Origin of the sequence: Streptomyces sp. NPDC056373, assembly GCF_042262425.1 — a bacterium.
Lineage (GTDB): Bacteria > Actinomycetota > Actinomycetes > Streptomycetales > Streptomycetaceae > Streptomyces.
In genome coordinates this window covers 433,456-456,471 of record NZ_JBHJPX010000006.1, presented here as the reverse complement: position 1 = coordinate 456,471, position 23,016 = coordinate 433,456, and the positions used below count along the sequence as shown (strand labels likewise).

Below are 23,016 nucleotides of genomic sequence, written 5' to 3'. Positions count from 1 at the left end.
AGGCCGGCCTGCTGGAGCCGAGACGGCAAGCCTGCCTGGCTGGGGGCGGCCGGCCAACTTCGGACACGGCCGGGCTGCGACGGCTGAGACGGCCGGCCCACCAGGGCTGAGACGGCCGGCCTACTTCTGGAGCACCGACAGGTCCTCGTCCGCCTCCGGTACGGCCACCGTGCCCCGGTCGTCCGGCAGGGTCTGCACCGTGAAGGCGGGGACGCCGTCCTCGTTCGCCGCCAGGGTGCGGGCCCCGTAGACCGGGCCTCCGGAGACAGGCTCGACCGTGAGCGCGTAGGTGCCCTTCAGGCCGCCGGGGACCGGGGGCTCGATGTCCTGGGTCGTGCCGGCCTTGATCGTGTACGTCTTCGACACCGGTGTGCCGCCCTCGCTGCCGGCCGAGGCGGTGACCTTGACCGTGGCGGCGGCGCCGGGGGCCGTCAGGGACAGAGTGCTGCCCTTGCCGCTGTTGTCCGCGGACGTCGCGCGTGTGCCCACGGGGCGGGTGGCGGGGATGAACGCCGTCTCCTGCTTGTCGCCCTTGCCACGCACGACCCGCAGGGCCGCCACGACCGGCACGGAGCGGTCCGTCGGGGTCAGCACCAGGGAGCCCGCCTCGCCGCGGGTGACGTCGCCCAGGTCGGCGGCGGTCGTCATGCCGCCCTTGACGTGCACGGTCTCGTGTCCGGCCGGGGTGATCAGCCCGGAGGGGGAGGCGAGGCGCACCTTGAGGTCCGCGTCGGCGTCGCCGGGGGTGAAGGCGACCAGGCGCACGGAGGTGGCGTCCTTGGGGATGCCGGGCAGGACCAGGCTGCCCGACGGGTCCGTGGACGCGGGCAGCCAGTCGCCGCCGAGCTTGTCGTCCAGGGCCTGCACGGCGGCGCCGACGCGTCCGCTGCGGACGTTGACGTGCACGGTGAGGTCGGTCTGCCGCTCGTCGGTCAGGGTGGACAGCAGGACCGGCTCGGCGGCGTGCGGCGGGACCGTGATGCCCTCCCCCACCGTGGACTTCAGGGCGCCGTCCTTGCCGTAGAGCTCGATGTCGACCACGGCGGCCGAGTCGTCCGGGTTCGTCAGGTGGACGTAGTCGGTGCGGTCGGCTGCCGTGCTGGCACCGGGGAACCAGAAGTCGGTGTCCGGGGCGGTGCAGTTGACGCCCTGCAGGCCGCGCCCGGTGCCCGCGGCGACCTCGGTTGTCTCCTGGACGGTCCAGCCGGGCGCGAAGCCGCCGTCCGCGGTCCCGACGAGCGCGGGCGCGTCACCGCCGGAGCTGTCGCCGGTGACCGGCTTGCCGGGCTTCTCGGGAGTCAGTACGGGCTTCTCGGGCTTGCCCTTGCCGGACTTCCCGCCGTCCTTGCCACCGTCCTTGCCGCCGGACTTGCCGTCACCCGTGCCCTTGTCGCCGGGCGGGGTGTCCGCGGACTCCTCGGTGGCCGCCCGCAGTTCGGCCTTGCCGCCGCTCCCGGTGCCCTTCGTGACGGGCGTGAAGGAGGTGTAGGACGTCTCGGCGAGGTCGGACGTGCTGGGCGCCGGGCACAGCAGGCTCGTGCGCTCCACGGGCAGTTGGGCGGCCGCCTTGGCGGTGCCGGGGTCCCGGGCGTCGTCCGGAGCGGAGAGCGCGGCGAAACCGGTGACGGCGGCGAGCGCGGTCGTGCCGGCGATCAGGGACAGGGTGGTGCGGTTCACTGCTGGCTCCCGTCGGGACGCTCGCCACCCGTGCCGTGGGGGTGGTGCTGCTGCGCGGGGTCGTACGGCGTGCCGTAGCCCTGGCCCTGGTCGTAGGCCTGGTCGTAGCCCTGCTGATCGTAGGACGGGGTCTGACCCTGGCCGCCGTAGGCGTAGGGGTCGTACTGGCCGCCCTGGTACGGGTCGGCCTGGTACTGCTGGCCGTAGGGGTCCGCGGGGTACGGGGCGTTCTGGTACTGGTCGCCGTAGCCCGTGTACGCGCCGTTCTGGTAGCCGGCGTTGTCCCACTGGCCGTAGTTCTGCTGCTGGGGCACTGCCGCCGGCGGTTGCTGGGGCTGCGGGGGCTCGAACTCCTCGGGGGCCGCGGCCTCTTCGGACTCTGCCTCCGCCTGGGCACGCAGGCGGCGGGCCCGGCGGCCCTCGCCGGTGACGGCCTCGGCCGGAGCCGCCGGCTCGTCGGGGAGGTCGTCGTCGACGTCGCGGCGGCGGCCCGGCAGGGCGAGCACCACGAGGACGACCGCGAGGAGGCCCTGGGCCCACAGCCAGGCCGTGTGTCCGATCGGGTCGTCGTAGGTGACGTCCAGCGTGCCGCCGGTGGCGGGGAGCCGGAAGCCCTGGGCCCAGCCGTCGACCGTGGTGGGGGTCAGCGGCTTGCCGTCGAGCGTGGCGGTCCAGCCGTCGGAGGCGGAGTCGGCGAGGCGCAGCACGCGTCCGTCGGCGCCGGCCGGGATCGTGGTGTGGATGTCGACGGGCCCGGCGGCGACGGGCTGTGGGGTCCCGGCGCCGGAGGCGGGGTCGATGGTGGCGCGCGCGACTTCCCGGTTGACGCGCCACAGTGCGCCGCCGTCCTGCTGGCTGAGCCGGGTCAGGCCGGGCGTGGCGTCCAGGACGCGGGTGACCTCGCGGGGCGCGCCCTGGTGGACCAGGATGTAGCGCACGGCGAAGCCGCCGAGCTGGTCGGCCTGGTCGGCGCCGGAGCCCGCGACCAGGTTGGCGACGACCTTGTCGAGCCCGCTGTTCTCGCCGTCGGCCGCGGCGATCTCGCCGTCGCCGAGGCGGGCTCCGGAGCCGCGGACCAGCATGTAGCCGACGTGGGCGCCGGAGTCGCTGTCGAGGACGAGGGTGCGGGCCTGGTCGCGGGTGCCGCTCTCCTCGGCCACGAACGCCGGGACCTGGGTCGGGTCGCGTCGCTCCACGGGGTTGTCGGCGCCGCGGATCATCCAGCCGGCGGCGATGAGCAGGGGGCCCGCGGCCGAGGCGAAGGCGATCAGCACGGCGACCGGCTGGCGCCAGCCGAAGCTCTGCTCGGCCACCCGCGCGCGTGCCCCGTCGGCGCCCAGCGCCGCAGCCGCAAGGAGGGCGATGCCGTAGACGAGGGTCGCCGGTCCGGCCCAGGCGGAGTTGTTGGACAGGACCGCGAAGACGAGGCCGGTCAGGGCGACCGCCCAGGCCGTCCAGATGCCCGACTGGCGTTCCGAGCGCAGCAGGGCGGCGAGGGCGGCCGGCACGATGCCGATGAGCATGAGGCCGCTGACGGTGCCCGGGCCGCCCGGGCTGGCGCCCAGCAGGTCGAGGGCGGACGCGGCCGAGGGGCCGTACGCGAGGCCCGCTTCCTTCAGGAAGCCGAACGGGAGCAGCGTCAGCGACCAGGGGGCGAGGATCAGCAGGGGTGTGCCGAGCTGGGCGAGGAACCGCAGCCCGTAGGCCGTGATGTCGCTCCGGCGCAGGGCGAGCAGTGCGATGCCGAGGAGCAGCGCGATGGGCCACACGATCGGTGTGAAGGCGGTGGTGACGGTCAGCAGCAGTGCGTACGCCCAGGTGGCGCGCCAGCTGCCGCGGGTCCCGGCGGAGTTGGTCAGGCCGGCGGCCGCGACGCCCGCGCGGGCGATGAGCGGCAGCAGCGCGGCCAGGACGGCGGTGCCGATGCGGCCGCCGGCGAGGGCGCCGGTGGCGGCGGGCAGGAAGGCGTAGACGACGGCCGCCCAGGCGCGCAGCAGCCGGGACTCGACGAGCGGGCGGGACGCGAAGTAGGCGGTGACGCCGGCCAGCGGCACCGAGCAGACCAGCAGGACGGTGACGGCGAGGCCGGTCGAGCCGAACAGCAGGGACGCCAGCATCGCCACGAGCGCGATGTACGGGGGTGCCGACGAGGTGCCGCCGGCGCCGACCGGGTGCCAGGCGTCCAGGTAGCGCGACCACAGCTCGGCGGAGTCGGCCGGGGCGGGCAGCAGGGCGCCGCCCGCGAGCGCGCCGCCGCCGAGGAGCTGGCGGCAGGCGACCAGGGAGACGAGCAGCAGTACGAGGAAGAGCACCGGGCCGGGCTTGCGCGCGATGCGCTTGAGCCGGGCGAACTGCTCGATCTCCAGGAAGTCGGCGTCGTCGCCGCCGGGGCCCGACTCGACGGCGCTGCCGTGCCGTCCGGCGCCGGCCGCGACCTCCGGGTCGGAGCGGCCCACGAGGCTGCCCGCGACCTGCTCGACGGTGACGCGGACGGTCGCGCCGGGCGGCGGGAACAGCGCCCGCAGCTCCCCCTTGTCGATCCGGGGCGCGCCTCTGCCGCGCCGCCCGGCCAGGATCCGCTCGGGCCGGAGCAGTGTGCCCAGCAGGCCGCGGATCTCGTCGACGGCCTGTCCGGGGACCTTGCCCACGAGGTAGGCCACGGTGCGCAGCAGGGTGCCGAGCACGATCCGCAACAGCACCCAGGGGAGCACGGCCGTACGCGAGTTGACGAGCAGGGTGTAGACGGCGCCGGCCTTGTCGACCTTGTGCGGGGAGGCGGCGGTGCGGCCGACGCAGTCGACCGTGCGGCGCTCGCGGCTGGACGCCTCGGCGTGCCGGACGACCGCCTCGGGGGCGACCAGGACCCGGTATCCCGCCGCGTGCGCGCGCCAGCACAGGTCGACGTCGTCGCGCATGAGGGGCAGGTGGCGGTCGAATCCGCCGAGCTGCTCGAAGACGTCGCGGCGCACGAGCATGCCGGCGGTGGACACCGACAGCACGGGCCGGACGTGGTCGTGCTGGCCCTGGTCCTGCTCGCGCCGGTCCAGGCCGGTCCAGCGGCGGCCGGAGTTGGCGATGGAGACGCCGACCTCCAGCAGCTGCCGCCGGTCGTACCAGCCGCGGAGCTTGGGGCCCACGACGGCCACGTCCTCGCGGCCCAGTTCGTACTCGTTGTCCACGACCCGCAGCAGCTGGGCCAGGGCGTCCGGGGCCGGGGCGCAGTCGTCGTGCAGCAGCCACAGCCACTGCACCGGCTCGCCGTGCGGGAGGTCGGGCAGGTCGTAGGCGTCGTCGCGCCACGAGCGCGTGACCGGGTCCCAGCCGCTGGGGCGCTTGAGATAGGGCAGCTCGTCCGGGGTGAGGACCGGGGCGGTGCGGGCGCACTCCTCGACGGCCTGGCCGAAGCCGGTGCGGCGGGCGAGGTGCAGCACCCGGTCGGCGCCGAGCGTGTCGGTGACCAGTTGCGCGGAGGCGTCCGAGCTGCCGGTGTCGGCCCCCGTCGCGTACTGGACGGGGCGCTCCTGGCCGAGGAGACCGGCGAGCGCGTCGGGCAGCCAGCGGGCGCCGTCGTGGGAGACGAGGACCGCGGTCACCACATGGCGCGGGAACTCAGGTGCGGCAGCGGCGTCGTGAGGAGCTGCCGGGTGGCTGTGCACGGACATCGAGGTACGGGCCCCGGTTCGGTGGACTGCGGTGGACGCCTGCGCCCGGTGGGGGCGGCGGGGCGTCTCGGACGAGCGACCACACTATCGGCAGTCCAGCAGGGGCGGCGGCGCAGCGCCTCGTTGAGGGGCGGTGGCCGGGAGGCGGGCGGCCGAACGGCCCGCCGCCTGTGGATGACCCACGGGCGACGGGCCGTTCACGCAGAGGGGTGAGGGGTCAGACGGCCGCCTTCTTCAGCCGGCGGCGCTCCCGCTCGGACAGGCCGCCCCAGATGCCGAATCTCTCGTCGTTGGCGAGGGCGTACTCGAGGCACTCGGAGCGGACCTCGCAGGCGAGGCAGACCTTCTTGGCCTCCCTGGTCGAGCCGCCCTTCTCGGGGAAGAAGGACTCGGGGTCGGTCTGGGCGCACAGCGCGCGCTCCTGCCAGCCGAGTTCCTCGTCCGCGTCGTCGACCAGCAGTTGCTGCACCGTCTCGGTCATGTGCGCCCCTCGTCTGTCTTCGCGTCCCCGTGATCTAGCCGTTACCGATTCCGGCTGAACGACACGAGTGAAATTACAAGTGTGCTGCTCCGGGCGAGTCAAGCCGAGATCTGCTATTGAGCCCCTTATTCACTCTGCGGAACCAAGCCCGTGCGGAAAGTGTTCAAATCACCATAAAACCTGACACACCGAAAGAGCCCGCGAGGGCTCACCTCTTCCGCCGGACCCCACGCAGCCCTGTACGAACAAGGACGCCCAGGAGTTCGATCTCGTTCCGACGCGCACGTCGAAGCGAAACGGATCACAGTCGGATCACAAGTGCGCAACGGGGTTTGTGCGTCCCGGATGGACGCCATGTGTCCCGGACGGCGCATGAACAAACCTTTCATCTGAGCGATCGACCGGATGAGGTGAACCACGTCCCACATACCGGGTGTCGAGTTGACAGTGAAGGTGTGAACCGGTGTCCTTGTGGGCATGCTCGCGAACTTGGCGCTCACCTCGACCCGCACCGCCGGGTCCCACGGTGCTGCCCGCGCTCGCTGTAGCTGTTGCTGTTCCAGCTGTTGAGCCACACCTGCTCCAGCTGGAGGCCGAGCCACCCGTCTCTCGGCTCCCGTTCCCTCTGACCTTCTTTCACTGAGGAACCACGCACCCCATGAACAGCGACAGCGACCTCCAGATCGCCGGCGACATCCTCGAAGTCACCCACCTCCTCCAGACCCCGCGCGAGCACCCGGCCACCGTCGCCGAGTTCGCCGGGCTGGCCCGCTCCCTCGCCGAGGACCGCTCCACGTGGGAGCACCTCGTCCGCTACGACGCCGCCGGCCGCTGGTACCACCGGCTGCGCACCGGCCCGGGCTACGAGGTGTGGCTGCTGTCCTGGGTCCCGGGACAGGGCAGCGGACTGCACGACCACGGCCGCTCCTCCGGCGTGCTGACCGTCCTGGACGGCACGCTGACCGAGCGCACGGAGCGGGGCACGCGCGCGTTGCGGGCGGGCGCGCAGCGCGTGTTCGCGCCGGGGTACGTGCACGAGGTCGTCAACGACGCGCTGGAGCCGGCGGTGAGCCTGCACGTGTACTACCCGGGCCTCACCGAGATGCCCATGCACACCGCGCAGCACTGCGAAGCCCGGAGCGTACCGGGCGTGGTGACTGCCTGACCGGTTGTCGCAGGGGCCTGCGAGACTGTCCCACCCGTCGCCCGGTCGCCACCCCTCAACGAGTCGGCCTGACGGCTGACACACTGTTTCCATGCGCATTGTGGTTCTGGCAGGCGGCATCGGCGGTGCCCGGTTCCTGCGTGGTCTGAAGCGGGCCGTCCCGGACGCGGACATCACGGTCATCGGCAACACCGGGGACGACATCCACCTCTTCGGGCTGAAGGTCTGCCCGGACCTCGACACGGTGATGTACACGCTCGGCGACGGCATCAACGAGGAGCAGGGCTGGGGGCGTACCGACGAGACCTTCCACCTCAAGGAGGAGCTCGCGGCCTACGGCGTCGGGCCCGAATGGTTCGGCCTGGGCGACCGGGACTTCGCCACGCACATCGTGCGGACGCAGATGATCGCCGCCGGATACCCGCTGAGCGCGGTGACGCAGGCGCTGTGCGACCGCTGGAAGCCGGGTGTGCGGCTCCTGCCCATGTCCGACGACCGTGTCGAGACCCATGTGGCCGTCGAGATCGACGGCGAGACCAAGGCGATCCACTTCCAGGAGTACTGGGTGCGGCTGCGCGCCTCGGTGCCCGCCCGGGCCGTCGTGCCGGTGGGCGCCGACCAGGCGAAGCCCGCCCCGGGCGTCCTGGAGGCCATCGGCGAGGCGGACGTGATCCTCTTCCCGCCGTCCAACCCGGTCGTGTCGATCGGCACGATCCTCGCCGTGCCCGGCATCCGGGAGGCGATCGCCGACGCCGGGGTGCCGGTCGTCGGCCTCTCCCCCATCGTCGGTGACGCGCCCGTGCGGGGCATGGCCGACAAGGTGCTGGCCGCCGTGGGTGTCGAGTCGACCGCCACGGCGGTGGCCGAGCACTACGGCTCGGGCCTGCTGGACGGCTGGCTCGTCGACTCGGTGGACGCCGGGGCGGTGGAGCGGGTCGAGGCGGCCGGGATCCGCTGCCGGGCCGTACCGCTGATGATGAGCGACGCCGACGCGACCGCGCGGATGGCCCAGGAGGCGCTGGCGCTGGCCGAGGAGGTGCGGGGAGCGTGAGCGGTGAGGTCACCGGCGCGGAGCCGGCTGCCGCCGGGTACCGGGTGTGGGCCCTGGGCGGGCTGCCCGAGATCACGGCCGGGGACGACCTGGCGAAGCTGATCGCTGCCGCCGAGCCCGGCCTGGCCGACGGAGACGTGCTGCTCGTCACCTCGAAGATCGTGTCCAAGGCGGAGGGCCGGATCGTCCGGGCCACCGACCGGGAGGCGGCGATCGACGCGGAGACGGTCCGGGTGGTGGCCCGGCGCGGCGCCCTGCGGATCGTGGAGAACCGGCAGGGCCTGGTCATGGCCGCGGCCGGGGTCGACGCGTCCAACACCCCCTCCGGGACGGTGCTGTTGCTTCCCGAGGACCCGGACGCCTCCGCCCGCGCCGTCCGGGACGGACTGCGCGAGGCCCTCGGCGTCGACGTCGGGGTCGTCGTCACCGACACGTTCGGCCGGCCCTGGCGCTCCGGGCTCACGGACGTCGCGATCGGCGCCGCCGGAGTGCGCGTGCTCGACGACCTGCGCGGCGGCACGGACGCGTACGGCAACCCGCTCAGCGCCACCGTCGTCGCCACGGCCGACGAACTCGCCGCCGCCGGCGATCTCGTCAAGGGCAAGGCCTCGGGGCTGCCCGTCGCGGTGGTGCGCGGGCTCCCGCATCTGGTCGCGCGGGGCGACGACGGCGAGGGAGCGCGGGCCATGGTCCGCGGCGCACGCGACGACATGTTCCGCCTCGGTACCTCCGAAGCCGTCCGGCAGGCCGTGACACAGCGGCGCACGGTCCGGTCCTTCACGGACGAGCCCGTCGACGGGGGTGCCGTACGGCGGGCCGTGGCCGCCGCCGTGACGGCGCCGGCCCCGCACCACACGACACCCTGGCGGTTCGTGCTGCTGGAGTCGCAGGAGTCGCGGACGCGACTGCTCGACGCCATGCGGGACGCCTGGATCGCCGACCTGCGGCGGGACGGCAAGAGCGAGGAGTCCATCGCCAAGCGGGTCCGGCGCGGGGACGTGCTGCGCAACGCGCCCTACCTCGTCGTCCCCTGCCTGGTCATGGACGGTTCGCACACCTACGGCGACCCGCGCAGGGACGGTGCCGAGCGGGAGATGTTCGTGGTCGCCACCGGTGCCGGTGTGCAGAACCTCCTGGTCGCGCTGGCCGGGGAGCGGCTGGGGTCGGCCTGGGTGTCGTCGACGATGTTCTGCCGGGACGTGGTGCGCGAGGTGCTGGAGCTGCCGGCGGACTGGGACCCGATGGGGGCGGTGGCGGTCGGGCATCCGGCGGAGGAACCGCGGCCCCGTCCCGGGCGGGACGCGGCGGCGTTCATCGCGGTGCGGTGACAGGTGCCGGGCGGCGCCTACGCTCGTAGGGCTGCTCCTTTCGGATCCCAGGGACGTCATTCATGGCAGGACGGTTCGCTCCGCGACCCACTCGTACGACTGTGCGCGGTGGGCAGGTCGCCGTGCCCCCGGGTGTGCCGCGGCAGGCGACGGGACCGGGGCTGGTGCGGGAGTGGGTGCCGGACGGGCCGCTGGATCTCGGTCTGGTGCTCGGGCCGTTGCGGCGCGGGCCCGGCGATCCGACGTTCCGGGCGACACCGGACGGGTCCGTGTGGCGCACCTGTCTGACTCCGGCCGGGCCCGGGACGCTGAGGGTGTGCGCGTACGGCGGTGGAGTGCGCGGGGAGGCCTGGGGGCCCGGGGCGCAGTGGCTCCTGGAGGGGTTGCCCGCCTTGCTCGGGGCGGCGGACGATCCGTCGGCGTTCGTGCCGCGGCACCGGCTGCTGGCGTCGGCCCGGCACCGGCGGCCGGGGCTGCGGCTGACGCGGAGCGGGCTCGTGCTGGAGTCGCTGATCCCGTCGATCCTGGAACAGAAGGTCACGACCGACGAGGCGTACCGGGCGTGGCGGCTGCTGGTGCGGAAGTTCGGGGAGCCGGCGCCGGGGCCCGCGCCCGCGCGGATGTACGTGATGCCGGAGCCGCGGACGTGGGCGCTGATCCCGTCGTGGGAGTGGCACCGGGCCGGGGTCGACAACAAGCGGGCGTCGACGATCCTGCGTGCCGTGCGGGTCGCCGCGCGGCTGGAGCAGGCGGTGGGGATGGAGCCCGGGGCGGCTCGGGCGCGGCTGGAGCTGGTGCCGGGGGTCGGGCCGTGGACCTCCGCGGAGACGGTGCAGCGCAGTCACGGTGCGGCGGACGAGGTGACGGTGGGGGATCTGCATCTGCCCGGGATCGTGGGGTGGGCGCTGGCCGGGGACCGGGATGCGGACGACGCGGCGATGCTGGAGCTGCTGGAGCCGTATGCGGGGCAGCGGCATCGGGCGGCTCGGTTGATTCTGCTGAGCGGGAGGGTGCCGGCCCGGAGGGCGCCGAAGATGCCGCGGTGGGACATCGGGCAGTTGTAGCGGGCGGTTGTGAACTGCCGGGTTCCGGTGCTCGGCGTGGGGGCTGGGGCGGGGGGTTTCGCAGCCCGGCGTAGCGGGGTGCCGCTGCGCCCACCCTCCCCCAAGCTCTCGGCTTCGCTCGAGCAGGAGGGACCCCCATCGCCCCTAGCGGCACGCATGCCCGCAGCGGGGGCGGCACGCATGCCCGCAGCGGGGGCGGCCCGTGTCCTACTGGTCCGATGAGAAGCGGACCGCGCCCGCCGGGATGCGGGCGTCGCACCATATGCGGGCGCCCTCCAGGAGTTCGTTGTCGGGGCCGATCACCGCGCCGTCTCCTATGACCGTGCCGGTGAGGACCGAGCGGCGGCCCACGCGGGCGCGGGTGCCGATCAGGGAGTCGGTGATGACCGCGCCCGGCTCGATGACCGCGCCCGGCAGGATCGTGCTGCCGAAGATCCGCGCGCCCTCGGCGACGAAGGCGCCCTCTCCCACCACCGTGCCGCCCGCCAGCTTCGCGTCGGACGCGACCTGGGCCGTGGGCAGAACCAGGCGGTCACCGCAGCGGCCGGGGACGGCGGGCGAGGGGGCCCGGCCGAGCACCAGGTCCGCGGAGCCCCGGACGAAGGCCGCGGGGGTGCCCAGGTCCAGCCAGTACGTCGAGTCGACCATGCCCTGGAGGTGCGCGCCGGCCGAGAGGAGGCCGGGGAAGGTCTCCCGTTCCACCGATACCGGCCTGCCCAGCGGGATCGAGTCGATGACCGAGCGGCGGAAGACGTACGCCCCCGCGTTGATCTGGTCGGTGACGATCTCCTCGGGGGTCTGCGGCTTCTCCAGGAACGCCAGGACCCTGCCCGTGTCGTCGGTGGGGACCAGGCCGTAGGCACGCGGGTCCGTGACCTTGGTGAGGTGCAGGGAGACGTCCGCGCCCGACGTCTCGTGGGTGTCGACCAGGGCCCGGATGTCCAGGCCCGTCAGGATGTCGCCGTTGAAGATCAGGACCGGGTCGTCGGGGCCGGAGTGCAGCCGGGAGGCCACGTTGCGGATGGCTCCGCCCGTGCCGAGCGGCTCCTCCTCCGTGACGTACTCGATGTGCAGTCCGAGCGCGGCGCCGTCCCCGAAGTACGGTTCGAAGACCTCGGCCAGGTAGGACGTGGCCAGGACTATGTGCTCGACGCCGGCGGCTCTCGCCCTCGCCAGCTGGTGCGTGAGGAAGGGCACCCCGGCCGCCGGGACCATGGGCTTGGGCGTGTGCACCGTGAGCGGGCGCAGCCGGGTGCCCTTGCCGCCGACCAGGAGGATCGCTTCAGTCACGTGTCGTCTCTGCTTCCTGCCGGGACCGGCCGAACTGTCTTTCGGCCGGTCAGTGTATGCAGATCGTTCCGTGGCGCCTTCGTCGGCCGTGCGGCGTGCCGCCCGCTGCCCCCCGACGGCGGTGAACGTGTGCTCAGCGGCCCTGGTAGCGGGCCGCCTTGGAACGGGCCGAGCCGAGCTTTCCGTAGAGCTTGCGTCCCGGGCACTCGGTCTTGAAGCCGTCCCGGTGCCCCGAGATCACATTCAGTCGTACTTTCTTACCTTTTCGGTAGAGATTGCTGCCGGCCGACTTCAGGTAGGTCTTTCCCTTCGGGTTCACCTGGTACAGCCCCAGCTTCCACGCGGTCAGCCGGGCGATGGCCTTGACCGCGGATTTCGACGGCTTCTTGGTGCCGTAGGACCCGAGGACGGCGATCCCCATGCTGTTGCTGTTGAAACCCAGCGTGTGCGCGCCGAGGACGGGTTTCGCCACGCCCCCCGCGCGGCCCTCGTAGATCTTTCCGCACTTGTCGATGAGGAAGTTGTAGCCGATGTCCCGCCATCCCATGCTCTTGACGTGGTAGCGGTAGATACCGCGGATGAGTGACGGGACCTGCGAACAGCGGTAGTTGTTGCCGCTGGCCGTGTGGTGCACGAAGGCCGCCTTGACCTTCTTCGTGTACCTGAGGCCGCTCTCCCGCAACCCCTCGTTCGCACCCCAGCCGCGCCGCGTGACGATCCCCGGGCGCGGTCCGATGTACGGCTTCGCCTGCCGCTGCTGCTCCGTCAGCTTCGCGGCGTTGAAGGCGCGGTACTCCTGCTCGGTCCCGGCGCGGCTCAGTGCCGCGATCGCGGTGGCGCCGAGGGGGGCGAGGTCGGTGTTGGCGGCGGAGGCCTCGGCGAGGGCGGAGGACTCTGCGTTCCGGGCGTCGGCGGCGCGGGGTCCCCCGACGCCGAGGGAGGTGGCGTCGGCCTCGCCCGGGTCGACGAGTTCGAGGCGCAGGCCCGAGGGCAGCGGGAGCGCGGCGCGCAGGGCGCGGGCGTCCGAGGTGCGCGCGCGGGAGCCGGCCGCCTTGCCGCCGGACTCGGAGCTGACCCGGAGTTCCACGCCGTTGGAGTCGCCCACCCACAGCGGTGCGGTGGCACCGCGGACGCGGCCCGAGGCCCTCTCGGGGGTGCCCGGGTCGGCGGCGTGGTCGGCGTTGTGGGTCTCCAGGTCCTGCCAGCCCGACCAGGTGCCGGTGCCGGCGGCGCGGGTGCGGACCCGGACGCGGCCGTGCAGTTCGGCGTCGGGGTCGTCCCAGATGACGCCGACGAGGGAGAAGTGCCGTACGGCGCGACGGGACAGGCCCTGCTCGGTGGCGGGGGCGGAGGGGGTGGCGCGGGTGCGGGTGAGGGGTTCGAGGGGGAGGGACTGGGTGCTGCCGGCGGCGTACGGTGCGGCCGCGCGCCGGCCGGCCGGGTTCGTGGCCGGGGAACCCGCGGGTCTCGCGGCTTCCGTGGCCGGCGCCGGTCTCGCCGACGCCGCGAGGGCGGGTGGGGTGAGGGGGAGGGCCAGTGCGGCCGCGCAGGTGACACCGATCGAGGAAGCAAGGAATCCACGCATGCCCCTGATCTTGGACATAGTCGTATAAGTCTGTCCATTTGGGAGTTGACGGACCATCGGCCGGGGTACGGCCGAACCGGTGGCGGATCCGGGGCGCGGCGCCGGGCGGGCCGTTGGGTGGGGGCCGGCGGGTTGCGTACCCTTGCGCGGGTGAACGCCACCGATCGCACCCCTGCCGACCTGCTGGGTTCCGCGCTCGCCGCGGATCCGGGACGCCCCCTGGTGACCTTCTACGACGACGCCACGGGCGAACGGGTCGAACTGTCCGTGGCCACCTTCGCCAATTGGGTGGCCAAGACCGCGAACCTCCTCCAGGACGAGCTGTCCGTCGAGCCGGGGGACCGGGTGGCGCTGCTGCTGCCCGCGCACTGGCAGACGGCGGTGTGGCTGCTGGCGTGTGCGTCGGTGGGAGTCGTCGCGGACGTGTCCGGTGAGGTCCGGGCGGCCGACGTCGTGGTGAGCGGGCCGGACCGGCTGGAGGAGGCCCGGGCGTGCTCCGGTGCGCGGATCGCCATGGCGCTGCGACCTCTCGGAGGGCGGTTCCCGCAGGCACCCGAGGGCTTCACCGACTACGCGGTGGAGGTGCCGGGGCAGGGTGACCGGTTCGTGCCGTACGCGCCCGTGGATCCGGAGGGGCCCGCGCTGATCGTGGCCGGGCGGGAGTTCAGCGGGGCCGAGGTCGTCGAGCGGGCCCGGGCGGAGGCGACGGCGCTGGGGCTGACCGGGCCCGGGTCGCGGATCCTGTCGGGGCTGCCGTACGACACGTGGGACGGCTTGAACGCCGGGCTGTTCGGGCCGCTGGCCACCGGGGGTTCCGTGGTGCTGTGCCGGCACCTGGAGCAGGCCGGGGACGGGGTGCTGGACAAGCGGGTCGACAGCGAACGGGTCACGGTGATCGCCCAGGGCACGGCGGGCCGCTGACGCCGGGCGTCGCACAACGGACGCCACCACGGTCAGCACCCGGAGCACGGCGGGCCACGGTCACCACCCGGAGCACGGCGGGCCACCGGCACCGGTTCCGACACGACGGACACCGGCACCATCACCCGCGGGGCAGCCGGCCGCCGGCGCCGTGCCCGCATGCCGGGGACACCGCGCCGGGCAGCCGGCCGCCGGCTCCGTGCCCGCCGTGCCAGACACCGCCACGCACCACAACCCGGGGCACAACCGGCCGCCGGCGCCGTGCCCGCACGCCGGGCACCGCCACCCCCGACTGCGGCACGGCGGGCCGGCAGCTCTGTCGCTGCCCCGTTCGGCCCATCCCCACCCCTCCCCCGGCCGCCATCCGCGCCATGGTCGTAGGAGCAGTGCGCGCGGGGTGTCCCCGGTCTAGGAGGAGTGGTTGCTGCCGTGGGCTACAGGGTCGGTCCGGGCGCGGGGGCGTCCGCCAGTGGGCGGGGGCTGGTGCGGCGACGCCGACGGCGGTGGGTGCGCATCGCGGCGTTCGGGGTCACGGCTCTCCTCCTGGCGGCCGGCGGGGCCGGCTGGGCCGTGTACGCGAAGCTCAGCGGGAACATCACGCCCGACGAGGCGGCCGCCGCCGAACTCGCCCGGTACGACAAGGAGCGGCCCACCTCCCTGGTCAAGGACGCCCGGAACATCCTGCTGATCGGGTCCGACTCCCGCGAGGGGACCGACAACTCCCGCTACGGGCGGGACTCCGGCACCGAGCGGTCCGACACCACGATCCTGCTGCACCTGTCCGCCGGCCGGGGCAGCGCCACCGCCGTCTCCCTCCCCCGGGACCTGATGGTGGACCTGCCGGGGTGCCGGCGCCCGGACGGGTCCCGCAGCGCGCCCCGGTTCGCCATGTTCAACCAGGCCTTCCAGCTGGGCGGTTCGGCCTGCACCATCCGGACGGTGGAGAAGCTGACCGACATCCGCGTCGATCACCACGTCGTCGTCGACTTCCACGGCTTCAAGGAGATGGTCGACGCGGTCGACGGCGTCGAGGTGTGCCTGCGGGAGCCGATCGACGACCGGGCCGCCGAGCTGCGGCTGCCGGCCGGGCACGTGACACTGAACGGCGAGCAGGCCCTCGGCTACGTCCGCGCCCGCAAGACCCTCGGCGACGGCAGCGACACCGAGCGGATGGAGCGGCAGCAGCGATTCCTCGGGGCACTGGTCAACAAGGTGCGCAGCAATGACGTCCTGCTGAATCCGGTGAAGCTGTACCCCGTCCTGGACGCGGCCACGTCGTCCCTCACCACCGACCCCGACCTGGCCAGCTTGCGTGGTTTGTACGACCTTGTGCGCGGCCTGCGCGACATCCCCATGGAACAAGTGCAATTCCTGACCGTCCCCCGGGAGTCGTATGCGTACGACGCCAATCGCGACCAACTCGTGGAGCCCGCGGCGGACCGCCTCTTCGAGCGGCTGCGTACGGACGCGCCCCTGGTGGTGAAGGGGAACGGCCCGCCGGATTCCGCCCGGCAGAGCCTCTCGGGCCCGCCCGGCGGGTCGCACGGGGGCGCTCATCCGGGCCCTCGCCTCGGGCCCGCCGTCACCGTTTCTCCTCCACCGACGTATCGGGGGAACACGGCAGCCGAGGACACCTGCGGGTAAAGCGGGCGCCAAGGCCGCTCCAAGGCAAGGAACTCTCCACCCGGGAATAGGCGAATTGCCCGAGTGTGCGGACGTGGCGTGGGTCACCGTCGTCGCCCGGCGCCGAAAGGGCCGGTTAGTGTGAGCGATCCGGTGCGCCCGGCCCCGAGGGAGGATCCCGAGGTCGCGCACTGTGTGACCGAGACCCGGGCGCCTTTGGAGGGGGAAGGCGCCGCGTCCCCCGACGGAGGAATCAGGCAACCGTGGACGCGCAAGGCCGTGGGCGGGCGGACGACGTCGACCCCGCAGATCAGTGGGTGCTCAACCCGAACACCGGCGAGTACGAACTGCGCCTGGGGCCTTCGGCTCCGCAGTCGGGCGTCCCCGCGCCGCGCAGGCCCCGGTCCTCCGAGGCGGTGCCCCCCGCCCGCGGCCGCAACGAGGCACGCGGACGTACGGAGGCCCCCGGCCGGTCACGGCCCGAGACGCCCGGCCGTGCGGTGCCGCCGCCGCGCCGACGCCGCGGGGCGCCGGAGGAGCCGCTGCCGGGACGGCGCGGACGGCGCCCGGCGAAGAAGGCCTCGAAGGGCAGGAAGATCCTGCTGTGGACCGGCGGCACGATGGCGTTCGTGCTGGTCGCCGGCGCGGGTGCCGCGTACTTCTACATCGAGCACCTGAACAACAACATCGCGTCCGTCTCCGACGACGGCGCGAGCACCGGTGGCTTCAGCAAGGACAAGGCGATCAACATCCTGCTGATCGGCACCGACAAGCGCACCGGCAAGGGCAACGCCAACTACGGCGACGCGGGCAGTGTCGGGCACGCCGACACCACGATCCTGCTGCACGTCTCCAAGGACCGTTCGAACGCGACCGCGCTGAGCATCCCGCGTGACCTGATCACCGACGTGCCGGACTGCCCGACGACGCAGGAGGACGGCACGCAGAAGATCATCCCCGGCACACAGCAGGTCCGCTTCAACACGAGTCTCGGCCAGGACGGCCGTACGCCCAGCTGCACGATGCGGACCGTGACCGAGCTGACCGGGGTCAAGCCGGACAACTTCATGGTCGCGGACTTCAACGCGGTCAAGACGCTGACCAGCGCGGTGGGCGGGGTCGAGGTCTGTGTGGGCAAGGACCTCGACGACCCGGACTCGCACCTGAAGCTGTCCAAGGGCATGCACACCATCGAGGGTGAGCAGGCGCTGGCCTTCGTGCGCACCCGGCACGCCGTCGGTTTCGGCGGGGACCTCAGCCGGATCGGGCTGCAGCAGCAGTTCCTGAGCGCGCTGATGCGCAAGCTGAAGTCCAACGACACCCTCACCAGCCCGTCGAAGATGCTCGACCTGGCGGAGGCGGGCACCAAGGCGCTGACCGTCGACTCGCAGCTGGACAGCATCAGCAAGCTGAAGGACCTCGGTCTGGAGCTGGGCAAGCTCAACACCAAGAACCTGACGTTCACCACCGTCCCGGTGATCGACAACCCCGCGGAGAAGGTCAAGGCCACCGTCGTCCTCAACGAGTCGACGGCCCCGCAGGTCTTCGACATGATCAAGAACGACGTCTCCTTCACCGCCGTCAAGGAGCAGAAGAAGAAGGAGGCCGCCGCGGTAGCCGCCCGCCTGAAGGGCACCAAGGCACCGGCCTCCGACGTCCGGGTGCGGATCCTCAACGGCGGTGCCGTCGCCGGCAGCGCCCAGGAGACCCTCAGCTGGCTGCAGAACGAGGAGGGCGTGACCAAGTCCGAGAACGCGGGCAACGCGCCCGCCCCCCTGGCGAAGACCACTCTCGAGTACGCGCCCGACCAGGCCGACCAGGCCCGCCGCCTCGCCGGCCTCATGGGTCTGTCCGGGTCCGCGATGAAGCCGGGCAAGAGCGTGACCAACGACCAGGGGCTGCCCGCGATGACGCTGACCCTCGGCAAGGACTTCGAAGGGGCGGGAGTCTCCCTCACCGCACCCACAAAGGCACCGGAGGGGGTGCAGAAGTCCACTGCCGACAAGGTGGAGTGCGCCAAGTGACGTGAATTTCCTTCGCGTTCGCCAAAGTTCCTTCAAACAAATGGGCGGGATTGCCCAGTTGTGAGAACGTGCATTTTCTCACCCACGTCGCTTGACGCCGAAGTGTGCGGATAGTGTGTGCGATCCAGTGCTCTGACCCATGAGCTCCGTCCTGGGGAGTGCACTGCTTGACCAGCACCGTGCGCCTTCCGGGGGAGGGCGCCGCGTGGCCCGACGGAGGAACAGGCAACCGTGGACGCGCAAGGCCGTGGGCGGGCGGACGATGTCGACCCCGCAGACCAGTGGGTACTCAACCCGAACACCGGCGAATACGAACTGCGACTGGCCCCTTCCCCAGCGCAGTCGTCCGTTCCCGGGCCCCGTGGTTCCGGTGGCCGTGGCCCGGCCGGGGCGGACGGTGCCGCCCGTGCCCGCCGGACCGAACCCGCCCGGCGTGCCGGGGCGGCGGCGTCCGGCGGTGAGGCTCCCTCCCCGCGCAGACGCACCAACCCCCCGGCCGACGCGGACGCGGGGCGGCGCGGGCGCCGTCCGGCGCCGAAGAAGGGCAAGGGCAAGAAGGTCCTGATGTGGACCGCCGGTTCGCTGGCCTTCGTGGTCCTCGGGACGGGCGCGGCCGCCTACGTCTACTACGAGCACCTCAACGACAACATCACGTCCGTCTCCGACGACGGCGCCGGCACCGGCGGGTTCAGCAAGGACCGCGCGATCAACATCCTGCTCATCGGCACGGACAAGCGCACTGGCGAGGGCAACGGGGGCTACGGCGACAAGAACAGCGCCGGGCACGCGGACACCACGCTCGTGCTGCACGTCTCCAAGGACCGCACGAACGCCACCGCGCTGAGCATCCCGCGTGACCTGATCACCGACATCCCGGACTGTCCGACGACGCAGGAGGACGGCTCGGAGGAGGTCATCGCGGGCAAGCAGGGCACCCGCTTCAACAACAGCCTGGGGCAGGAGAACCGGACGCCGAGCTGCACCATGCGCACGATCACCGAGCTCACCGGGCTGAAGATGGACCACTTCATGGTGGCCGACTTCAACGCGGTCAAGACGCTGTCCAGCGCGGTGGGCGGGGTCAAGGTCTGTCTGGCCAAGGACATCAAGGACCCCGACTCCAAGCTCGACCTGCCCAAGGGCGAGCATCTGATCGAGGGCGAGGAAGCACTGGCCTTCGTCCGGACCCGGCATTCCGTGGGCTTCGGCGGAGACCTGAGCCGGATCGAACTGCAACAGCAGTTCCTGAGCTCGATGATGCGCAGCCTGAAGTCCGACGAGACCCTGACCAACCCGTCGAAGATGATCAAGCTGGCCGAGGCGGGCACCAAGGCGCTGACCGTCGACTCGCAGATCAGCACGATCAAGAAACTGGCCGACCTCGGGGCGGAGCTGGGCAAGTTCGACACGAAGAACCTCACGTTCGCCACCGTCCCCGTCGTCGACAACCCGGCGGAGAAGGTCAAGGCCACGGTGGTCCTGAAGGAGCCTCAGGCCCAGCAGTTGTTCGCGATGGTCCGCGACGACGTGTCGCTGACCGCGGTGAAGCAGGAGAAGAAGAAGGAGAAGGCCGCCGAGGCCGCCCGGCTGAAGGGCACCAAGGCACCGGCCTCCGAGGTCCGGGTGCGGATCCTCAACGGCGGTGCCGTCGCCGGCAGCGCCCAGGAGACCCTCAGCTGGCTGCAGGTCCAGGAGGGCGTGACCAAGTCCGAGAACGCGGGCAACGCCGAACAGCCGCTGGACAGGACCACGCTGGAGTACGGGCCCGACGAGGCGGACCAGGCGCGCCGGCTCGCCGAGATCATGGGCCTGTCCGGGGCGGCGCTCAAGCCGGGCAAGAGCGTGACCAACTCCCAGGGGCTGCCCGCGATGACGCTGACCCTGGGCAAGGACTTCGAGGGTGCGGGCGTTCCCCTCACCACTCCGGCGAAGGTGCCGGACGAGGTGCAGAAGGCCACGGCCGACAAGGTCGAGTGCGCGAAGTGACCTGACCGTCCCTTCCTGCGTCTAACAGGTCGACGGAGCAAGCCCGGACGAATCGGCCGGGTGTACATCCGACCGGGCATGTCAGAGGTCCAACCAGAAGCGGGGACGACCGTGCTCCGGCGGAGCGGCGGGGGAACCCGTGGTCCGGACGGACACGGATCGCCCGTGATCCGAACACGACGCGGGGCGTACCCGTGGGTCGGCCATTTGGGGTGGGGAGGCAGGGGTATGGCGCAGAGTGACGTGCGTGCAGGCGGCACACGGCACGATTCGGGCGGTCCGGCCCAGGACGAGCGTCCGGGGACGGCGGCGCACGCCGGGGGCGGGGGCGAGGCGGGCAGAGGCGGCCGCGGCCGTCGGCACGGCCGGCGGCGCGGCGGCGGACGCCGGATATTGCGCTGGTCCGCGATCGTGCTGTCGGTGCTGATACTCGGGACGGCCGGCGCCGGATACCTCTACTACCGCCATCTCAACGGCAACCTCGACAAGGGCAAACGCAACAGCGGCGAGTCCGACGTCAAGAAGAGCGGCCCCAACGCGGCGGGCCAGACGCCGCTCAACATCCTGCTCATCGGCTCCGACAGCCGGAACTCGGCGGAGAACGTCAAGCTCGGCGGCGGCAGGGACAACGTCGGCAGCAAGCCCCTGGCGGACGTGCAGATGCTCCTGCACGTCTCTGCGGACCGCGAGAGCGCGTCCGTGGTGAGCATCCCGCGCGACACCCGGGTGGACATCCCCAAGTGCGTCGACCCCGACACCGGGGAGAAGTACCCGGCGAAGAACACGATCATCAACGAGACGCTCCAGCGCGGCGGTCCGGGCTGCACCCTCGCCACCTGGCAGAACCTGACCGGCGTGTACATCGACCACTGGATGATGGTCGACTTCGCCGGAGTGGTGGACATGGCGGACGCCATCGGCGGTGTCCCGGTCTGCGTCAACCAGAACGTGTGGGACCGGCCGCTGCCCGGCCAGCGCGGCGGCTCCGGACTGAAGTTGAAGGCCGGCACGCACAAGGTGCAGGGCAAGGAGGCGCTGCAGTGGCTGCGCACCCGCCACGCCTGGGGCAGTGACCCGCTGCGCGCCAAGGCTCAGCACATGTACATGAACGCGATGATCCGGACGCTGAAGCAGCAGAACGTCTTCTCCGACACCGGCCGCCTGATGGGTCTGGCCGAGGCGGGCACGAAGGCGCTGACGGTGTCCGAGGAGATCGGCACGGTCAAGGAGCTGTACGACGTCGGCATGCAGCTGAAGTCGGTCCCGACGAACCGCATCACGATGACGACGATGCCGTGGATCGAGGACCCGCTGGACCGCAACCACCTGGTGCCCAAGGGGCAGGACGCCGACAAGTTGTGGGCGATGCTCCGTGACGACGTCTCGTTCGACAAGAGCGGCAAGGCCCGCACGACGCCGGAGGCGGGCTCGTCCCCGGCTCCGGCGAAGGCCACCGGACCCGCCGCCGCGCCGGCCGCGGGGCTGTCGGTCTCCGTCGTCAACGGCACGGCCAGCGACCAGCAGGCCGCCGTTCCCCAGCGGGCCGCCGCGGTCGTGGCGGCGCTGCAGCGGGAGGGCTTCACCCGGGCCGTCGCCGCGAGCGGGCAGGACCCGCAGGCGCGGACCCAGGTGACGTACCCGAAGAGCACGGGCGAGCAGGGCCGGGCCAACGCGCTGTCGGTGGCGAAAGCGGTCGGCGTCCCGAGCAGCCAGGTGCGGGCCACGGACGACGTGACCACGACGCTGACCATCGGCAGCGACTGGCGGGAGGGCACGTCCTACCCGAAGCAGAAGGCGCCCGAGGCGGGCGACCTGCCCGACTCCGCGGACGCGCTGACCGCGGACAAGACGGAGTGCATGGACGTGTACAAGCCCTACCAGTGGTGAACGTCTCCACGGCATGAGAGAGCGGGAGCCGCTCCGCCGCGCGCCCACGCCAGGGCCCCTTCCCGGACGGGAAGGGGCCCTGGCCCGGTCGGGTCAGTCGTGCCGGGTCAGCTCGCGGCGGCGTCGGCGCGCACCGCGGGGCGCCGGGAGGCGATGACCTTCCTCGCCAGCGCCCGCGGGCTGGTCAGGAAGCCCCAGCCCCACGACATGTGCATGGTGGCCAGCGCCACGGGAATCCGCAGCCGCGCCTTCAGCGGCAGGCCCTTGCCCGCCGGGACCGAGCCGAGCACGATCGCAGCCAGGTAACCGCCGGGCACCACGAAGCCCCACGGGGTCAGCAGGGCGCCCACCAGGATCCCGGCCCCGATCGCGCACACGGCGGCCGGCGGGGCGAGGTAGCGCAGGTTGATCGAGCCCTCGTGGAAGCGGGCGACGACATGCCGCCAGCGGCCGTAGTCCTTGTACTGCTTGGCGAGCGCCTTCACGCTCGGCCGCGGCCGGTACGACACCTTCAGCTCGGGCGAGAACCAGACCAGGCCGCCCGCCTCACGGATGCGGAAGTTCAGCTCCCAGTCCTGGGCACGGATGAACTCCACGTTGTAGCCGCCCTGCTGTTCCAGCGCCTCACGCCGGAACACCCCCAGGTAGACCGTCTCGGCCGGGCCCGCCTGGCCACCGGTGTGGAAGGCGGCGTTGCCGACCCCTATCTTCGAGGTCATCGCGGCGGCGACCGCGTGCTCCCAGTCGTTCTCGCCCTCGGCGTGCATGATGCCACCGACGTTCTGCGCGCCGGTCTCCTCCAGGAGCCGTACCGCCGTCGCGATGTAGTTCGGCGAGAGCATGCCGTGCCCGTCGACGCGGACGACGATCGGATGCCGGGAGGCTCCGATCGCCGCGTTCAGCGCCGCGGGCGTACGGCCGGTGGGGTTGGGGACGGTGTGGACACGCGCGTCTTCTGCCACGAGCTCGGCGGCGATCTCGTCCGTGCGGTCCGTGGACGGACCGAGGGCGATCACGACCTCCATCTCGCCGGCGTACTCCTGCGCGAGGATCGCTTGGACTGCTCCCCGCAGATGCCGCTCCTCGTCGAGGACGGGCATGATCACGGAAACGGCGGGGTGGCGCACGTCGGGATTGGCGTTCATAGAGGGGTCACGTTACCGCGAACGGGGGACACCGGTGCGCGCCGCCGGGGCGGTACCGCAGGCCGCAGATCGTATCGGCCTACGGTTTCACAGTTCCCACGTACGGCCGTCGTCCGGAGGTGTTCCC

15 protein-coding genes are annotated in these 23,016 nt (G+C 72.4%); 9 read left to right on the top strand and 6 right to left on the bottom strand.

Annotated features, from left to right (window positions below):
* Nucleotides 1-120: 120 nt before the first annotated feature.
* The 3 genes from ACFCXS_RS15780 to ACFCXS_RS15770 form a co-directional block, all read right to left on the bottom strand.
* On the bottom strand, nucleotides 121-1,677 hold the full coding sequence (locus ACFCXS_RS15780; protein WP_376643816.1) for a DUF5719 family protein: 1,557 nt from the start codon (nucleotides 1,675-1,677) through the stop codon (nucleotides 121-123).
* Nucleotides 1,674-5,339 (bottom strand): glycosyltransferase, encoded by a 3,666-nt coding sequence (locus ACFCXS_RS15775; RefSeq protein WP_376643815.1) that lies wholly within the window; start codon nucleotides 5,337-5,339, stop codon nucleotides 1,674-1,676. The genes ACFCXS_RS15780 and ACFCXS_RS15775 overlap by 4 nt, the downstream gene beginning before the upstream one ends.
* Before the next feature lie 217 nt (nucleotides 5,340-5,556).
* Nucleotides 5,557-5,820: a WhiB family transcriptional regulator gene (locus ACFCXS_RS15770; RefSeq protein WP_010034659.1), complete on the bottom strand. Its 264-nt coding sequence runs from the start codon at nucleotides 5,818-5,820 to the stop codon at nucleotides 5,557-5,559.
* Between the two features lie 658 nt (nucleotides 5,821-6,478).
* On the opposite strand from ACFCXS_RS15770, the gene ACFCXS_RS15765 reads away from it, so the two are divergent.
* The 4 genes from ACFCXS_RS15765 to ACFCXS_RS15750 all read left to right on the top strand — a co-directional run bounded on the left by ACFCXS_RS15765 (nucleotide 6,479) and on the right by ACFCXS_RS15750 (nucleotide 10,428).
* On the top strand, nucleotides 6,479-6,985 hold the full coding sequence (locus ACFCXS_RS15765) for a cysteine dioxygenase family protein (RefSeq protein ID WP_376643814.1): 507 nt from the start codon (nucleotides 6,479-6,481) through the stop codon (nucleotides 6,983-6,985).
* 91 nt (nucleotides 6,986-7,076) lie between these two features.
* Nucleotides 7,077-8,036, top strand: coding sequence for a 2-phospho-L-lactate transferase (gene cofD, locus ACFCXS_RS15760; protein ID WP_376643813.1), 960 nt, complete (start codon nucleotides 7,077-7,079; stop codon nucleotides 8,034-8,036).
* Nucleotides 8,033-9,364, top strand: coding sequence for a coenzyme F420-0:L-glutamate ligase (locus ACFCXS_RS15755; RefSeq protein ID WP_376643812.1), 1,332 nt, complete (start codon nucleotides 8,033-8,035; stop codon nucleotides 9,362-9,364). The genes cofD and ACFCXS_RS15755 overlap by 4 nt, the downstream gene beginning before the upstream one ends.
* A gap of 62 nt (nucleotides 9,365-9,426) precedes the next feature.
* Nucleotides 9,427-10,428, top strand: coding sequence for a DNA-3-methyladenine glycosylase family protein (locus tag ACFCXS_RS15750; RefSeq protein WP_376643811.1), 1,002 nt, complete (start codon nucleotides 9,427-9,429; stop codon nucleotides 10,426-10,428).
* Between the two features lie 207 nt (nucleotides 10,429-10,635).
* On the opposite strand, the gene ACFCXS_RS15745 is transcribed toward ACFCXS_RS15750, so the two are convergent.
* Together ACFCXS_RS15745 and ACFCXS_RS15740 are read right to left on the bottom strand one after the other, a co-directional pair.
* Complete coding sequence (locus ACFCXS_RS15745; protein ID WP_376643810.1) at nucleotides 10,636-11,718, bottom strand: sugar phosphate nucleotidyltransferase; 1,083 nt, start codon at nucleotides 11,716-11,718, stop codon at nucleotides 10,636-10,638.
* A gap of 133 nt (nucleotides 11,719-11,851) precedes the next feature.
* Nucleotides 11,852-13,303, bottom strand: a complete 1,452-nt coding sequence (locus ACFCXS_RS15740) for an N-acetylmuramoyl-L-alanine amidase (RefSeq protein WP_376643809.1) — start codon at nucleotides 13,301-13,303, stop codon at nucleotides 11,852-11,854.
* Nucleotides 13,304-13,453: 150 nt separating this feature from the next.
* On the opposite strand from ACFCXS_RS15740, the gene ACFCXS_RS15735 reads away from it, so the two are divergent.
* The 5 genes from ACFCXS_RS15735 (at nucleotide 13,454) to ACFCXS_RS15715 (ending at nucleotide 21,744) form a co-directional block, all read left to right on the top strand.
* Nucleotides 13,454-14,224 (top strand): TIGR03089 family protein, encoded by a 771-nt coding sequence (locus ACFCXS_RS15735; RefSeq protein ID WP_376643808.1) that lies wholly within the window; start codon nucleotides 13,454-13,456, stop codon nucleotides 14,222-14,224.
* Nucleotides 14,225-14,653: 429 nt separating this feature from the next.
* On the top strand, nucleotides 14,654-15,868 hold the full coding sequence (locus ACFCXS_RS15730) for an LCP family protein (protein ID WP_376643807.1): 1,215 nt from the start codon (nucleotides 14,654-14,656) through the stop codon (nucleotides 15,866-15,868).
* Between the two features lie 242 nt (nucleotides 15,869-16,110).
* Nucleotides 16,111-17,871, top strand: coding sequence for an LCP family protein (locus ACFCXS_RS15725; RefSeq protein ID WP_376643806.1), 1,761 nt, complete (start codon nucleotides 16,111-16,113; stop codon nucleotides 17,869-17,871).
* Nucleotides 17,872-18,102: 231 nt separating this feature from the next.
* Nucleotides 18,103-19,857, top strand: coding sequence for an LCP family protein (locus tag ACFCXS_RS15720; RefSeq protein ID WP_376643805.1), 1,755 nt, complete (start codon nucleotides 18,103-18,105; stop codon nucleotides 19,855-19,857).
* A gap of 228 nt (nucleotides 19,858-20,085) precedes the next feature.
* Nucleotides 20,086-21,744, top strand: a complete 1,659-nt coding sequence (locus tag ACFCXS_RS15715; protein WP_376643804.1) for an LCP family protein — start codon at nucleotides 20,086-20,088, stop codon at nucleotides 21,742-21,744.
* A gap of 107 nt (nucleotides 21,745-21,851) precedes the next feature.
* On the opposite strand, the gene ACFCXS_RS15710 is transcribed toward ACFCXS_RS15715, so the two are convergent.
* A complete protein-coding gene (locus ACFCXS_RS15710) occupies nucleotides 21,852-22,889 on the bottom strand; it encodes a glycosyltransferase family 2 protein (RefSeq protein WP_376643803.1) in 1,038 nt (345 codons plus the stop codon).
* Between the last annotated feature and the right edge of the window lie 127 nt (nucleotides 22,890-23,016).

Coding starts and splice junctions, on each gene's coding strand:
- ACFCXS_RS15770 (WP_010034659.1), bottom strand. CDS start 5,820: ATGACCGAGACGGTGCAGCAACTGCTGGTCGACGACGCGGACGAGGAA.
- ACFCXS_RS15765 (WP_376643814.1), top strand. CDS start 6,479: ATGAACAGCGACAGCGACCTCCAGATCGCCGGCGACATCCTCGAAGTC.
- ACFCXS_RS15715 (WP_376643804.1), top strand. CDS start 20,086: ATGGCGCAGAGTGACGTGCGTGCAGGCGGCACACGGCACGATTCGGGC.
- ACFCXS_RS15710 (WP_376643803.1), bottom strand. CDS start 22,889: ATGAACGCCAATCCCGACGTGCGCCACCCCGCCGTTTCCGTGATCATG.
- ACFCXS_RS15750 (WP_376643811.1), top strand. CDS start 9,427: ATGGCAGGACGGTTCGCTCCGCGACCCACTCGTACGACTGTGCGCGGT.
- ACFCXS_RS15775 (WP_376643815.1), bottom strand. CDS start 5,339: ATGTCCGTGCACAGCCACCCGGCAGCTCCTCACGACGCCGCTGCCGCA.
- cofD (WP_376643813.1), top strand. CDS start 7,077: ATGCGCATTGTGGTTCTGGCAGGCGGCATCGGCGGTGCCCGGTTCCTG.
- ACFCXS_RS15740 (WP_376643809.1), bottom strand. CDS start 13,303: ATGCGTGGATTCCTTGCTTCCTCGATCGGTGTCACCTGCGCGGCCGCA.